We start from the raw sequence: 14480 nt of genomic DNA on the forward strand, positions 1-14480 counted from the left end.
GCCCTGACAGCAGCGACCGGTCAGCGTGCCGACGCCGCGCCGACGCTGTTCTTGAGCTGGAGCACGAGCTGGGGGTTGAGCGCGCTGCCGGCCCGGTTGGCGAACAGCGTCATCTCGTAGGCGATGTTGCCCAGCTTCGCCTCCTTGTCGGCGACCACGCCGAGGACGGCGCCGCTGCCGATCGCGGAGACGATGACATGACCGCCCTCAAGGTCGATGATGACCTTGTTGAGCCCGCCGAGGCCGTAGTTGCCGGATGCTCCGGCGGCGAGGCTGGTGATGCCGGAGACGATCGCGGCGAGGCGCTCCGAGTGGGCGCGCTCGTGCAGTTCCGCCACGGCGATGAGCAGCCCGTCCGAGGAGACCGCGATGGCGTCTACGACGCCGGCGGTCTCGGTGGCGAAACGGTTGAGCAGCCAGTTGAAGTCGGCTGCTGCGGCCTGCAGTTCGGCCGGCGTGGTGGCTCCCCTGGGGGGAGTGGCATCTGTCGACGTGCTCACTGCTCGGCTCCTTCCGGGAGGTGGTTCTGGTCATGCGGGTCGTTGGCCGCGGGCCGGTGGCGGGCGCCGCTGTCCCGGTGCGCCCGCTCCACGGCCGCTTCGAACTCGTCCAGCGCGTCCCGCACGGCAGCCGCGTCGGCGAGCCGCGGGGCCTGCCGTGCCGCCTGCTGGCCGGTGTCGACGGTCGTACGGAGCGTGGCACCGCGCACGCGGCGGCGCAGGGGGCGGGAGGAGCCGTCGCCGGGGGGCGTCAGGCCGGTCCCGGCCTGGGCGGACGGCGTTGTCACACCTGGCCGGACCTGGGAAGACGATACCGGTTCGGCAAGCCCGCCCTGCCCGGCGGGGGTTGAATCGTCGGACCGACGGTGACTCACCCCCTCGGCCGCTTCGGCACGGGCCTGCGGCACGAAGGGACTCGCCGCCCCGGCCCCGGACACCCCACCGAAGCCGGCACCTACGACAGCGCCGGTTTCCGGGGTCGAGTGGGTGATTGTGCCGGGGGGCGTCGGGGTCGGGCGCGCGAAAGAACCGGGAGTTTCCGGGGCCTGGCCTGTGACGGTGCCGGAGGTTCTCGGGGTCGGGCCCGCGGCGGCATCGGCTGTTGTCGGGGTGTGGCGCGCGATGGAACCGGGGGTTCCCGGGGGCTGGCCTGTGACGGTGCCGGGGGTTGTCGGGGTCGGGCCCGCCGTGCTGCCGGGGATGGTCGGCGTCGGGCCCGCGACGGCACCGCGGGTTTCCGGGGCCTGGCCCGCGGTGCCAACGGCGGGTGTCGGCGCCGGGCCCGTCGTCGCGACGGGGGCTGTCGCGTCCGTGGTCGTGGACGGGCTCGCGGGTGGTGTGTCCGTGGCGGTCTCCCGGCGGGGCACCCGGCGCGGGAGCGGGCCGGGTCGGCCGTCGAGGCCGGTGTCGTGCGGCAACCCGGTGTCCTCCTCGCCGGTGGCGGACGGCCGGGGCCCGGAGACGGCGCCGGTCATCGGTGCAGCACCGGACCGGTCGGCGCCGGCACCCCAACTCGCGGCCTTGCGCCAGGTGGAACCGGCGGCATCGGCGGGGTTGCCGTACGCGCCCGCCGAGAGCGCGAAGCCGGCCGAACCGTCCGCACCTCCCGCGGGACCCGCCGGGCCGGACAGTTCGGGGCGCTTCCCGACCGCAGGACCGGCGGAGACGACCATCGGGCTCATCGCCAGCAGCAGCGACGACGGCACCGTCACCTCCGCCGTCATCCCGCCGCCCGGCGTGCGGGACAGTTCGACGGCGACGTCCCAGCGGCGCGCGAGGCTGCCGACCACGAACAGGCCGAGCACCTTCGTCGGCACCACGTCCAGCCGCTCGCGGCGGATCAGCCGCGCGTTCTCCTGGGCGAGCCGATCGGGGCTCATGCCCAGGCCGTGGTCGGAGATCACGATGGACGCGCCCCCGGCATGCGTCGTGTCCGCGCCCGAGGTGTCGCGCACGTACACCTCGACCGGGCTGTCCTCGGGCGAGAACGACACGGCGTTCTCCAGGAGTTCGGCCATCATCAGCGTCAGGTCGCCGATGATGTCGGGCTCCACCATGACCTCGGTGCGGGCGTGCAGCCGTACCCGCTGGAAGCCCTCGATCTGGCCGAGCGCGGCGCGTACGACGTTGGTGAGCGCCGTCGGGCCCGAGTCGAGGACCGTCTCGCGGATGCCGGCGAGCAGCATCAGACTGTCGGCGTTGCGGCGCAGACGGACGGCGATGTGGTCGATGGAGTAGAGGCGCTCCAGCAGGGCGGGGTCGGTCTCGCCGCGCTCCACCGCGTCGATCAACGCGAGTTGACGGGTCGTCAGGTTGCTGACGCGGCGGCCGACGTTGCCGAACATCTCGGCGACGTTGCGGCGGCTGAGCACCTGCCGCTCCAGCAGGGCGACCGCGGTGGTCTGCACCCGGTTGATCACCTCGGCCAGCTCGCCGATCTCGTCGCGCGCGGTGACCGGCATCTCGCGCAGCATCGGCGCGCTGTCGTCCTCGGCGTCGTCGTCGGCCACCCGCGCCAGCTCGCGCCCCGCCACGTCGGCGACCTCCCGGGCGGCGCCGGTGAGCGCCTGCACCGGCCGCACCACCGAGCGGCGCACCAGTACCGAGAAGGCGAGCCAGAGGACGAACCCGAGCAGGGCGGCGGCCAGCAGCAGGCCCGCGCGCCACCAGGCGCTCGTCGACGCGCTGTCGGCATCGTCGGCGATCTGGTCGATGAGCGTCGAGGTGATCTTCAGCCGGCTCTCCGCCTGCTGCGGATAGGCGGGGTAGTCGTTCAGGGCCTTCTCGAACGCGGCCTTGATCTCCGCCGGCGTGCTCGCCTGGAGGGTGCTGGGAGCGACCTGGAGCTCGGCGTAGGCCTCGGTGATGGCCCGCTGGGAGCTGGTGTGCTCGATGTCGGCGAGCTCGTCGGCCTGCTGCGCGGTGCCGAAGCGGGCGAAGCGCTCGGCCTGGCTGATGTAGAGCTGGTGCGCGCCCACGGCGGTGGTGAACTCGATCAGCGCGTTGGTGTCGCCGGTCGTCGCGGAGAACACGCCGGTCTCGAAGGAGCCGTGCGCGGCGTCGGCCCGCAGCAGTGAGTCCAGCAGGTTGCCGGTGAAGGTGGCGGCCAGCTCGGCGTCGCGGTCCAGGCCGAGACCGTCGATCACGGTCCTGGTGGCGTTGTCGTAGGCGGGGTCGATGTTGCTCGCGGGCAGATAGCCCTGCTCGACCGTCTCGCGCAGGCTGGTGAGGCCCTCGACCTCCTTCAGCGCCTGCGCCTCGCCGTCCGGCAGCGCGTCGCCGAAGGAGTCGCGCACCTTCACGATCCGCGCGTCGACCGCGTTCTGCGCCTTGCGGTAGGCGGACAGGGTGGACCTGGCGCCGCGGCCTCCGGCCTCGTAGCGCACGGAGAGCAGGACCGCCAGTTGGTGCTCGCGCTCCACCTCGTTGACCAGCGACACCACTTGCTCGCTGTTGCGCACCGTGTCCGCCGCGGACGCCGCGTCCCGCGCCTGGCCCACCTGGTCGGCGATGAGATAGGAGAGCAGCGTGGCGACGACGGCCAGGGGTATGCCGACCAGGAGGTTCAACTTGCGCCGGAAGGGCCACCGGTCGGCGAAGCCTCGTATGCCACCCCTGAGTGGCGACGGGGCCGGCCGGGCCGGCGCGTCCACCTCGGTCGTGGACACCGGGCCTCCTCCATGGGGGGTCTCATCGCGCGTGACCACGCGGATGACCGATTCTGATCGCTGAAATTGGTGCAGGATGGCACCGAGCGGTCCCCGTATACCGCCGTGGCCGACGCCAACTGCGGTGAGACTACCGCCTCATTGAACGATCAAGCACGTCGCCCTGCGTCAAGAATCCGTTACAAAGCGACTCCGGATCCATTCCCTTCTGTTCACACTGCATTCATAACTGATCACGCATTGAGGCCAATTGGTGACCCGGCTGCTCTTGACTGAATAAGAACGCGCTGGATTGGATCAGTGCCAGAGATTGCTTCTCATCTGTCCCCAGAGTCCGGAACGGGAATCGTGACTTCCAAAGCCCCACGCCCCAGGTCCATCAGGAGCTATTCCGCGGCGGCCGTCGCGCTCGTCGCAACCACGGCCCTGCTGGCGGGATGTGGCTCCTCCGACGGCAACAAGTCCTCCGACCCGCTCCAGGGAGGCAAGTCCGACGGCAAGACCGTGGTCGTCGGCTCGAACAACTTCGCCGAGAGCATCCTGATCGCCGACATCTACGGCGAGGCCCTGAAGGCCAAGGGAGTCAAGGTCACTTACAAGCCGAACATCGGCAGCCGCGAGACGACGTACGGGCTGCTGAAGAACGGCTCCATCACCGTGCTGCCCGAGTACAACGGCGCGCTGCTGGCCTACCTCGACCCCAAGGCGACGCCGAAGACGGTCGAGGCCACGACGGCCGCGATCGAGGCCAAGCTGGACTCCAAGCTGACGCTCCTCGACCCCGCGTCCGCGCAGGACAAGGACTCGGTCACGGTCAACAAGGCCACCGCCGACAAGTACAAGCTGACGTCCCAGTCCAGCATCGCGGACCTCAAGGACATCGCGAAGGACCTGACCATAGGTGCCTCGCCGGAGTTCCAGACCCGGCAGCAGGGCCTGGTGGGCCTGAAGTCGGTGTACGGCCTGGACTTCGAGAGCTTCAAACCGCTGGACGCGGGCGGTCCGCTGACCCAGGCGGCGCTGAAGAAGAACACGGTGCAGGCCGCGGACCTCTTCACCACCGACCCGACCATCGTCAAGGAGAAGCACGTCGTCCTCCAGGACCCGAAGAACCTCTTCGGCTTCGAGAACGTGCAGCCGCTGGTCTACAAGAGCGGCCTGTCCTCGGACGGCGTCGCCGCACTGAACGCGGTCGCGGCCAAGCTCGACACCAAGTCCCTGCTCGACCTGGACTCCCAGGTGCAGCTCGAGAACAAGGACCCGCTGGACGTCGCCAAGGCCTGGCTGAAGACGGCGGGCCTCGGCTGATCCGACGTCCCCGGGACGATCTCCGGCACACCGGCGCGGGTGCCCCCTCCACACGAGGGGGCACCCGCCCCGTCGTGGTCCTGCCCGGTATGCGGAACTGGTTCAGCCCTGTTGGGCTGCGATCAACTGGTCGATCAGCGCGATCAGTACGTCCCGCGACGACTCCCGCTTGCGGGCGTCGCACAGCAGGACCTGGACGTGGTCCGGGAGGGCGAGGGCCTCGCGGATCTCGTCGGGCGGGTAGGGATGCTCGCCGTGGAAGCCGTTGACGCCGACGACGAAGGGGATGCCCCGGCGTTCGAAGAAGTCGATGGCGGCGAAGCTGGTGTCCGGGCGGCGTACGTCGACGAGGACGACCGCGCCCAGCGCGCCCAGGGCGAGGTCGTTCCACATGAACCAGAAGCGCTGCTGGCCGGGGGTGCCGAAGAGATAGAGGATCAGGTCGCGGCTGATGGTGATGCGGCCGAAGTCCAGGGCCACGGTGGTGGCCTGCTTCTCCTCGATGCCGTCGAGGTCGTCGACACCCAGGCCGGCCGCGGTCAGGCGTTCCTCCGTGCGCAGCGGGGCGATCTCGCTGACCGAGCCGACCATGGTGGTCTTGCCGACGCCGAAGCCCCCGGCGATCAGTATCTTCACCGTGTCGGGCGCCGCCCGGGTGATGGCGTCAGAGCCGGCCAAGGCCGTCCCTCACTTTCTGCAGCAGGTCCGGATCCGGATGGCAGGAGACGGGGTGCGGAGCGCGGGCGGTGATGCGACCCGTCTCCAGGAGATCGCAGAGCATGATCACCACCACGCTCACCGGCAGGTCCAGCAGCGCGGCGAGTTCCGCGACGGCGATCGGCTCGGCGCAGCGGCGCAGGATGCGCTGGTGCTCGGGCTGCGGCCGGGTGGCCAAGGTCGGCGGCGGGTCCACCGCGGTCACCGTCGTGATGAGTGTGAAGTCGGCACGGCTGGGCCGGGTCCGTCCGCCGGTCAGCGCGAACAGTCGTACAAGGCGGCCTGCCGTGTCGCCCGAGCTCACCTCACGCGCCGGATTCGGCGGTCGGGCCGAGGCCCGCCCGCGGCGCCGCGCTGAGGTGCTCGCCGATCTTCTTCACCAGCATGTTCATCTGGTACGCCACCACGCCCACGTCCGCGCCCTGGCTGGTGAGGACGACAAGGTGGGCGCCCGGGCCGGCCGAGGTCAGTATCAGATAGCCGTGCGCCATCTCGATCAGCGCCTGGCGCACCGGGCCGCCGCGGAAGTCCATGCTGGCGCCCTTGCTCAGGCTCATCAGCCCCGACGCGGTGGCCGCCAGCCGCTCGGCGTCGTCGCGCAGGAACCCGGTGGACCTGCTGACGACCAGCCCGTCCTCCGAGAGCACGACGGCGTGGTTCACCTCGGCGACCCGCTCCACGAGTCCGGTCAGCAACTGGTCGAGCTGGGTATGGGTGGCGGGGATGGGGCGTGTCATGGCGGTGTTCCTTCGTCAGCGGTCGGCGGGCGGTGTCGAGGACGGGGGTCCCCCTGCTCTGGCGCAGTTCAGAGCGGCGGAGGTGGTGCCTTCGGTGGGGAGGCGCGCATCCGGTTCCCGAGACACGGATGCGTCCTCCTGGTCGTACTGGTCGTACTGGTCGCACTCGTCGTAGTGCTTGTCTGCGTCGTCGTCGCGCGCCCGGAGCGTGCCCCGCTGGAAACCGGCGAGCGAGGCAGCGGCCCGCTCCGCGGTGAACTCCTCGGCGTGGCCGTCGTGTTCGTCACCGGCGGGTTCCTCGCGCAGCTCGGCGGCCAGACTGGTCTGGGGCACGCGGCGCGGGAGCGGGGTGACACCTTCGCGCCGGGCGGAGGACGGGAGGGTGGGTGTGGGTGTGGGTGTGGGTGTGGGTGTGGGTGTGGGGACGGTGCGGGCGGGCGCTGCTGGGTCCGGCTCCCGCACGGGCTCCGCGGGCTTCTCCCCGGTGGCCGGCTCCGCCGGAGCGGAGGAGCCGCCGGTTGCCGGCGACTCCCGTACGACGATCTCGTGCGGGAGCAGTACGATCGCCGTCGTTCCGCCGTACGGCGACGGGCGCAGGGTGACCGCGATGCCGTGCCGGGTGGCGAGGCGGGCGATCACGAACATGCCGAGCCTGAGGTCGTCGGCCAGCGCCACCACGTCGAACTGCGGCTCCACCGCCAACTGGGCGTTGAAGGAGGCGTAGTCCTCCTCCAACATGCCGAGACCGCGGTCCTCGACCTCCACGGCCAGGCCCTTGGCCACCAGTGCGGCGCGCACCGCGACGGGGGCCGGCACGGGCGAGAACACGGTCGCGTTGTCGATCAGCTCGGCGAGCAGGTGGATCACGTCGGCCACCGCGGGCGGGGCCAGACACACGTCCTCGTCGGTGTGCACCTCGACCCGCTGGTACTCGGCGACCTCGCCGACGGCGCTGCGCAGGATGTCGACCAGCGCGACCGGCTCCCGCCAGCTGCGCCTGGGCTGCTCGCCGCTGATGATGACCAGGTTCTCCTCGTAGCGGCGCAACTGGCTGGCCGTGGAGTCCAGTTCGTACAGGCCGCTGAGGACGTCCGGGTCGGAGTGCCGGCGCTCCAGCGCGTCGAGCTTGGTGAGCTGCAGGTTGATCAGGTTCTGGCTCTGCCGGGCGATGCCGAGAATGACCTTCTGGAAACCGCGCCGCGTGTCGGCGAGTTCGACCGCGGTGTGCACCGCCGTGCGCTGCGCCTTGTTGAACGCCCGTGCCACCTGGCCGAGTTCGTCACTGCCGTAGTCCAGCGGCGGGGCCGCGAGGTCCGCGTCGACCGTCTCGCCCCGGTCGAGGCGGGCCACGACGTCCGGCAGCCGTTCCTCGGCCAGGCTCAGGGTGGCCTCCCTCAGGCCGCGCAGCCGCCGGGACAGGGAGCGGGTGATCCGCCAGGACATGCCCACGCACAGCAGCAGGGCGATCAGCCCGCCCGCGCTGAGCGAGGCGGCGGTGAGCAGCAGGTTGCCGGCCTTGTCGGCGCTGTGGTCGAGCAGGCCGGACGTCTGGTTGTCGATCAGCCGCGCGTACTGGTCGCCGACCTTGTCGAACGCGGTGGCCCACGCCGTGCGCCGCCGCGCGTCGGGCAGCGCGACCTTCCCGTCGGTGGCGGAGGGCCGGGCCGCGCGCACCTGGTCCTCGATGTCCTGCAGGGTCTGCCACTCGGGGCTCTGCAGAATCCGCTCGGTCTGTGTCTTGGCACCGCCGCTCAGCGCCGGGACGATCTGGTCCTGGACGAGCCAGCGCCGGGAGGCGACCAGCTCCGCGAACGTGCTCCACTCCGTCTCGCTCAGATGCCCGGACGGCCAGGCCATGGTGAGCTGCGCGTCCTCCTGGGAGACCAGCTCCGCCGCGTACTCCAGGGCGACCAGCGGCCCGGCCTGCGAGGTGAGGTCCCCGTCATCGACCTGGGAGAGCTCCTGGAAGGCGTGGATCTGGTCGTCGATGATCGAGCTGTACTGTTCCAGCGCCTGCGCGGCGGTGATGCCGGTGGGGTCGTCCACCTGGCCCCGGTAGTACTCCAGGCTGCCCACCGAACCGAGGACCGAGTACATCCGGTCCGAGACGCGCTCGGGTGCCTTGTTGATCGCGTCGGACTGTCCGACCAGCTTCGCGACCGCCTTGTCGGTCTCGTTGCGCTGTGCCTCCAGCGCGGCCCGGGAGCCGTGCGGGTCGGCCAGCCAGGCCGCCGACAGGGTGCGCTCCCGCTGCAGCGCGAGCGTCGCTTCGGTGCCCATGGCGCCGGTCGACCGGCTCAGCTGGGTCTGCGCGCGCAGCCGTAGCCCCTCGTCGAACATCTGCTTGGTCGTGATGCCCCACATGGCGGCGAGGGTGACGCTGGGCACCAGCGCCAGCAGGATCAGGGAGAGACGTATGGAGCCGAGACGGCGCCGGGCACCTGTCCGTTCAGGCATCGTGGTCCTAGGCGATCAGCGGGGGAAAGGGGAGAACACCGGGGGTGGCCGGGAGCGGGGGAGAGAAGGGGTGCACAGGATGCTATCCGTGCAAGTGGCCGCACAAGCCGCAGGTCTCCGAATCTTTCGAGACGTTGGTGTACGAACTGTCGTGCGGTGTGCGGATCAGCGCGTGCCGCCTGCCGCGAACCGGGCCACGGAGGCCACGTTCGTCCTGGTCACGAACGCCGGGCCGGTGAGCACGGGGGACACACCGCCGCCGCTGACGTTGCCGTTGGTCCGGTACAGCCACAGCCCGTCCACCGCGAGATAGCCCTGCAGATACGGCTGCTGGTCGACCGCGAACTGCACGTCGCCGCTCTCGACCGCTTTCACCAGGTCCTGGTTCAGGTCGAAGGTGGCGACCCGGGCCCTGCTGCCGGACTGCTTCACCGACTTCACCGCGGTCAGCGCGAACGGGGCGCCCAGCGTGACCACTTCGTCGATCGTCGGGTCCTGCCGCAGTCTGGCGGTGATCGCGGCCCCGGTCGCGTTCGCGTCGGTGCCCTCGACGTAGAGGTTCTCGGTGGTGCCGTCGAAGGTCTTCTTCACACCGGCGCAGCGGGCCTCCAGGGCAACGTTGCCGCGTTCGTGGATGACGCACAGCGCGTGCCGGGCCTCGAGGCCGTCCAGCTTGTCGCCGACCGCCCGTCCTGCCAGGCTCTCGTCCTCGCCGAAGAACTCCAGGACCCCCTCGGACTGCCAGGAGTCGATGCCCGAGTTGAGGCCGGCCACGGGTATGTCCGCCGCCTTGGCCGCGGCCACCGGGCCCTTCATCGCCTGCGGCTTGGCGAGGGTCAGCGCGATGCCGTCGACCTTCTGCCGGACCGCGTCCCGCACCAGCTCGGCCTGCCCAGCCGAGTCGGGGTCGTTGGCATACGTCAGGTCGATGCCGTCCTTCGCGGCGGCCGCCTCGGCGCCCTTGCGCACCAGGTTCCAGAAGGTGTCGCCGTCCGAGGCGTGCGTGACCAGGGCGACCTTGAGACGGCCGCCGCCCGCCTTGCCGACGGTGTCCGCGGTGGAGTCGCCGACACCGGATCCGGAGCAGCCGGCCGCGAGCAGGCAGACGAGCGCGGCCAGGGCGCAGACGCGCGCGCATCTGCGGGGGAGGGGAGGTGGGGGAGAAGTGTTCATGAGGGTGCGGTACCTCGCTGTGCGGCCGAGCAAGAGGAACGGCGAGAGAGCGGTCCCGAACGACGTCCGGTACGTCGTACAGCGTCCGGGAAAATCTCGCTGGCCGGAGCCAATCGCGTGTGACCGCCGGTAGTCAAGTGATCAGCAACCTTGAGTGAGTTGTCGGTGCCGCATCGTGATGATGCATCCAGCCTCGTCAGCTCGGGGGCCACGCAAACCACCTGAGCAGCAGCCGTCACCGCCAGGCGTTGGCCGGCGCGTGGGAAATCGCCATCGAGAGCGGCGTCGACGGAAGGAATCCGCCCTCTCGGAGCCGTGGCTGGAGGGCCCTCGCCCGCCGCTTCCACGCTGAGCCGTGGAAACGATGCGGCCGGCGCCCCGCTCCGGGGGCCGGCCGATGTGTGTCGACGACGGTGGAGAGGAACCGTTCCTAAACAGTGTCCAGGAGTGACATTTGCTGCCAGCTCCTGGACATCGCCGGCCGCAAGAGACTGTTCGTCCTCGGCGTCACGGGATTCATGCTCGCGTCCGCCGCGTGTGCCGCCGCGCCGTCGGTGGGAGTGCTGATCGCCTTCCGGGTGGTGCGGGGCGCGGCGGCGACCGTGATCATTCCCCAGACCATCGGTCTGATCAAGGCGATGTTCGCCGGACCCGAGATGTCCAGGGCGCTCGGCAGCATCGGGCCCGTCATGGGTCTCGCGGCGGTCTGCGGACCGGTTGGCGGCGATCCTGCTGAAGGGCGCGGCCGTCGATGTGCAGCGCGTGGATCAGCGCGCGGTCCAGGTCGTCCGGCACGGACACGTTCTTCAGTTCCTCGGTGTGGCCCGGACCGGCGCCGCTACAGCTGTACCGCTTCCGGTACGTTCTTCGCCGTCCGCGCTTCCTTGCGCCGTTGCCGTCGGCCGCGGCGCGGCTCCTGGTCCGGCAGCCAGCCGAACGCGAGGCAGCTGCCGACGACTCCCAGGAGCAGGCCGATGAAGAAGCCGCCGAGGTTCGAGGTGAGCCAGCTGCCCAGGGAGCACAGGACACCGATGATCGAGTAGAACAGGCGTTGGGCCGGGCTGAAGAGGATCAGCAGGCCGCACAGCAGCATGACGGTGGGCAGCAGATAGCCGGCCAGGCCCTGCATGCCGATGTGCATGATGACCTTCAGCGAGGCCTTCTCGGTGAGCAGGATCTCCGCCCCGCCCAGGGCGAGCAGCAGCCCGCCCAGGAACGGACGGCGGGCCCGCCACTGACGGAAAGCGGGCCGCACGCCTTGTTTCGGGGAGCCCGACATCAGCAACCCGAGTCGCTGAAGCTGAGTTTCAGGCCCGGAAGCTTGAACACGGCGGCTGTGGTCGCGTAGTTGGTCTGCCGCAGGTTGTCGATGTGCACGGTGTCGGCCTGCTGGCTGAAGACACCCGCCTTGCCCTTGACCCCGGCCTTGGTGAGCGTGCTGGCGTCGTTGCCGATCTCGATGTTGTTGAAGGACGCGTCGCCCGACAGCTCGGTCGAGTCGGTGGTCAGGTTGCTCGCCTTGACCTTCGAAGAGCCGCTGCCCGCCTTGATGAGCAGGTTCGTGCCGCCCAGGTCGACGCTCTGGCACAGGCTGTCCAGCGTCGCGTTCTTGATGGCGGAGGTGACGATCAGCACCTGCCCACCGGTGTCGCCCGCGTTCGGGCTGTCCGGGATCATGCTGTCGAGGTCGCCGAACTGCTCGAATCCGGTGCCGTCGAGCGACTTGGCGGTGACCGTGAACGGCATGCCGGAGATCGAGAACTGCACGCCCAGCGCGCCCTCGGCGGTCATGATCGCGAGGCCGGCGGCGACCGTGACGGCCGGCACGGCCATCACGGCGGCGCGCCGCAGCCGGACCCGCCCGCGTCTCGCGGGCTCGGGTGCGGAACCGCTTTCGGGATTCCCCGGGGTGTGGTCGGCGGACGAGGTGACGTCCGAGGACGAGGCCATTTCTGCTCCCATGCATAGTCATTGCGGGGTTGGGCGTCAGCGGCACGTTGTCCTGGCGCGGACAGCGGACTACGGCGCACGACCCCTCGCAACTCCCGGCGGACGCAAGGGCTTTCTCGTACTCCGCAGTAGCCGACGAGGAAGTTACCCGTGGTTACATTTAAGGGTCAAGAGAGTTGTGGAAAAAGAGTGTCGGTTGTGCCCCACCTGTGCCTTCGTGGGCGGTAGGGGTACCCGTCTCACCCTTGAATGTTCGTCAACTCCCTTATCGCGCCTTGACGTTGACTGACCCTCAGGTCTACAACTTGCCCTGGCTTCCCCCAGGATCCGTGGCGCCGGATCCGGCCGCGCGGCATTGGCCCGCGTTCCCGGAATCCCCCACGCCCCCACGCCCTCACGCCCCCGACGGTCTCGCACGGGCACTTCCCCCCTGGTCCGTGCGGACCGCCTCTCCCCGCCCGGTCTCGGCCGACGGCCCTCCCCACGGGTCTTCGGCCGCTCACCGGCCGGTTGCCGTTGCCGGCCCGTCGCGTACGGAGAAGGCGCCACGGACCGGCAACGGCGGACGCGGACTCGCGTCCTTCCATGCCACTTTCGGCCCCCGCATCCCAGAAAAGAGAGACCCCCCATGCGTACTCGCACCCTCATCACCCTCGTCGGCGCTGTCGCCGCCCTCTCCATCCCCGCGGCCCTGCCCGCCTCGGCCGCCGACACCGCGGTCCTCACCACCGGTTCGGCCGGCGGCACCGCCGCCGCGGTCGGCGACGTCCTCACCGCGCCGCTGGCCGGCGGCACCAGCGCCACCCTCTACTCCAGCGCGACCGGCACCAGCGGCGTCAAGTGCACCTCGTCGACGTTCACCGCGACCGTCGCCGACAACCCCGCCGCGCCGGGCACGGCCACCGAGACGGTCAGCGGGCAGACCTTCGACAGCAGCAGCTGCACCAGCAACGTCGTCGGCGTGCTCGGCGTCAAGAGCATCTCGGTCGACAACCTGCCGTACACCACCACCGTGGCCTCAGACGGTGCCATCACCGTGGCGCCGGCCAGCGGCTCCACCATCCAGACCACGGTCAAGCTGACCACCCTGCTGGGCAGCATCACCTGCGTCTACCAGGCCCCCGGCCTGACCGGCACGGCGAACAACGACGACAACAGCATCAACTTCACCAGCCAGCACTTCACCAAGACGTCCGGCTCGTCGCTCTGCTTCAGCAACGGCTACTTCACCGCCAAGTACGCCCCGGTGATGGACAACGGCGCGGCTGTCTACGTCAACTGACGTCAGCGCAAAGGCAGTTCAGCGTCGACGTAGACGCAGCGCCAGGGCGGCGCCGCCGGTGAGCACCAACACCGCAGCGGCGCCGCCCGCCAGCATGGGCGCGGAGGGCCCCGAGTCGTCGGTGGAGACCGAGGCCACCGGGGTGCTGTCGGGGGCGGAGGTGTTCCTCTGCGGGCTCGCCGCGGCCTCGGTGCTCCAGGACGGAGTCGTTCGGGGCTCGGGCGTCGCCGAAGGGCTGCCGCCCGCGCTCTTCCTCCCGCCGCCCGTGGAGGCCGCCGCCTCGGAGCCGCCGCCCGTGCCGCTCCCGGCCGCCTTGAACACCACGTCCGAGCACGAGTAATAGGTGTCCGTCGTGCTGCTGTTCTGCCAGATCGTGTAGAGCACGTGGCGCCCGGTCCGGTCGGAGGGCAGCTTCGCGGTGATGCGGTACGCGCCGTTCGTCAGCGCCGGGTCCTTGACTGCCGCGAACGGCTGCTCCGGCAGTTCGGACCAGGTCAGCGACTTCCTGGGGTCGTAGCCGGGCTTGGTGAGGTAGAGCTTGAACGTGCCGGTGTGCGGGATCGTCGACGCGTATTTCATCGTCAGAGTCGCGCCCGGCTTCAGCGTCGTCGACGGCCAGTCGGCGCGGGCCAGGTCGAGCCCCTTGTAGGCGCTCAGCCCGCCGCTGCACAGCTTTCCGTCCGGGATGACCTGCCGGTCCCGGCCGGCCACGTCCGGCACCCGTAGGTTGTCCCACAGGGTGAAGGGGGCGCCGTTCGCCGCGACGGCCGCCCTGCAGGCCGCCGACCGCGCGTTGCCGCCGCCGTCGGGTGAGCAGGCGTAGACCCGGCTGACGGGATCGGTGGGTGCGCCGTGCGCCTGCGCGGGGCCGGCCGCCCACAGGGGCAGCAGGAACGGGGTCACGAGGGCGGCCGTCAGGGCGGTGCGGTGTGCGGTCATCCGGGGCATCCGGAACGTCTCCTCGGCCGGCGCGGAACGGTGGGCTTCCGGGGAGTACGGAAAAACGGTCCGGCCTGTTCACCACCGTCCCTGCTCCCACTCGACCGCCGCCCCGTCCCGGAAGGTGCGGACCGTGCGGACGAGGTGCGGGGCGGCCCGCCGTCCGTTCACCTGCGCCGGACGCCCCACGAGGCCACCGACGTCTCATTGAAAACCAACCGGTCGCCTCGTACTCTGACGGTCACCGGCC

The 14480-nt window shown here is 70.6% G+C and carries 12 protein-coding genes and 1 pseudogene; 3 read left to right on the forward strand and 10 right to left on the reverse strand.

Annotation, left to right across the window (positions count from 1 at the left end):
* Positions 1–20: 20 nt before the first annotated feature.
* Together ACYUED_RS34100 and ACYUED_RS34105 are read right to left on the reverse strand one after the other, a co-directional pair.
* Positions 21–500, reverse strand: a complete 480-nt coding sequence (locus ACYUED_RS34100; protein WP_491288441.1) for a roadblock/LC7 domain-containing protein — start codon at positions 498–500, stop codon at positions 21–23.
* Complete coding sequence (locus ACYUED_RS34105) at positions 497–3667, reverse strand: sensor histidine kinase (RefSeq protein WP_491288442.1); 3171 nt, start codon at positions 3665–3667, stop codon at positions 497–499. Before ACYUED_RS34105 ends, ACYUED_RS34100 begins: the two co-directional genes overlap by 4 nt.
* Before the next feature lie 348 nt (positions 3668–4015).
* Between ACYUED_RS34105 and ACYUED_RS34110 the strand changes: the two genes are divergently transcribed.
* Positions 4016–4975, forward strand: a complete 960-nt coding sequence (locus tag ACYUED_RS34110; RefSeq protein WP_491288443.1) for an ABC transporter substrate-binding protein — start codon at positions 4016–4018, stop codon at positions 4973–4975.
* 102 nt (positions 4976–5077) lie between these two features.
* Here the strand turns inward: ACYUED_RS34110 and ACYUED_RS34115 are convergent, their stop codons facing one another.
* The 5 genes from ACYUED_RS34115 to ACYUED_RS34135 form a co-directional block, all read right to left on the reverse strand.
* Positions 5078–5653 (reverse strand): GTP-binding protein, encoded by a 576-nt coding sequence (locus tag ACYUED_RS34115; protein ID WP_491288444.1) that lies wholly within the window; start codon positions 5651–5653, stop codon positions 5078–5080.
* Positions 5640–5996: a DUF742 domain-containing protein gene (locus tag ACYUED_RS34120; protein ID WP_491288445.1), complete on the reverse strand. Its 357-nt coding sequence runs from the start codon at positions 5994–5996 to the stop codon at positions 5640–5642. The genes ACYUED_RS34115 and ACYUED_RS34120 overlap by 14 nt, the downstream gene beginning before the upstream one ends.
* 1 nt (position 5997) lies before the next feature.
* Complete coding sequence (locus tag ACYUED_RS34125; RefSeq protein ID WP_491288446.1) at positions 5998–6429, reverse strand: roadblock/LC7 domain-containing protein; 432 nt, start codon at positions 6427–6429, stop codon at positions 5998–6000.
* A 15-nt stretch (positions 6430–6444) separates the two neighbouring features.
* Positions 6445–8886, reverse strand: a complete 2442-nt coding sequence (locus tag ACYUED_RS34130) for a sensor histidine kinase (protein ID WP_491288447.1) — start codon at positions 8884–8886, stop codon at positions 6445–6447.
* A 165-nt stretch (positions 8887–9051) separates the two neighbouring features.
* Entirely contained in the window at positions 9052–10059 is a 1008-nt protein-coding gene (locus tag ACYUED_RS34135) for a substrate-binding domain-containing protein (protein WP_491288448.1), read from the reverse strand.
* Between the two features lie 518 nt (positions 10060–10577).
* Between ACYUED_RS34135 and ACYUED_RS34140 the strand changes: the two are divergent.
* Positions 10578–10718 (forward strand): annotated as a pseudogene (locus tag ACYUED_RS34140) (MFS transporter); the annotation flags it as partial.
* A gap of 179 nt (positions 10719–10897) precedes the next feature.
* Here the strand turns inward: ACYUED_RS34140 and ACYUED_RS34145 are convergent.
* Together ACYUED_RS34145 and ACYUED_RS34150 are read right to left on the reverse strand one after the other, a co-directional pair.
* On the reverse strand, positions 10898–11338 hold the full coding sequence (locus tag ACYUED_RS34145; RefSeq protein ID WP_491288449.1) for a DUF6114 domain-containing protein: 441 nt from the start codon (positions 11336–11338) through the stop codon (positions 10898–10900).
* The gene (locus ACYUED_RS34150) at positions 11338–12009 is read right to left on the reverse strand and encodes a DUF6230 family protein (protein WP_491294560.1); all 672 of its coding nucleotides are present in this window, start codon (positions 12007–12009) and stop codon (positions 11338–11340) included. The genes ACYUED_RS34145 and ACYUED_RS34150 overlap by 1 nt, the downstream gene beginning before the upstream one ends.
* Before the next feature lie 628 nt (positions 12010–12637).
* Here ACYUED_RS34150 and ACYUED_RS34155 point away from each other — a divergent pair.
* Entirely contained in the window at positions 12638–13291 is a 654-nt protein-coding gene (locus ACYUED_RS34155; protein ID WP_491288450.1) for a Tat pathway signal sequence domain protein, read from the forward strand.
* A gap of 18 nt (positions 13292–13309) precedes the next feature.
* Here ACYUED_RS34155 and ACYUED_RS34160 read toward each other — a convergent pair whose 3' ends face one another.
* A complete protein-coding gene (locus tag ACYUED_RS34160) occupies positions 13310–14239 on the reverse strand; it encodes a lytic polysaccharide monooxygenase auxiliary activity family 9 protein (protein ID WP_491288451.1) in 930 nt (309 codons plus the stop codon).
* Between the last annotated feature and the right edge of the window lie 241 nt (positions 14240–14480).

The organism is Streptomyces sp. DF42 (assembly GCF_058267695.1).

Bases quoted from the DNA above. Each gene is read 5' to 3' on its own strand.
- ACYUED_RS34125 (WP_491288446.1), bottom strand. From the start codon at position 6,429: ATGACACGCCCCATCCCCGCCACCCATACCCAGCTCGACCAGTTGCTG.
- ACYUED_RS34130 (WP_491288447.1), bottom strand. From the start codon at position 8,886: ATGCCTGAACGGACAGGTGCCCGGCGCCGTCTCGGCTCCATACGTCTC.
- ACYUED_RS34135 (WP_491288448.1), bottom strand. From the start codon at position 10,059: ATGAACACTTCTCCCCCACCTCCCCTCCCCCGCAGATGCGCGCGCGTC.
- ACYUED_RS34145 (WP_491288449.1), bottom strand. From the start codon at position 11,338: ATGTCGGGCTCCCCGAAACAAGGCGTGCGGCCCGCTTTCCGTCAGTGG.
- ACYUED_RS34150 (WP_491294560.1), bottom strand. From the start codon at position 12,009: ATGGCCTCGTCCTCGGACGTCACCTCGTCCGCCGACCACACCCCGGGG.
- ACYUED_RS34155 (WP_491288450.1), top strand. From the start codon at position 12,638: ATGCGTACTCGCACCCTCATCACCCTCGTCGGCGCTGTCGCCGCCCTC.
- ACYUED_RS34160 (WP_491288451.1), bottom strand. From the start codon at position 14,239: ATGCCCCGGATGACCGCACACCGCACCGCCCTGACGGCCGCCCTCGTG.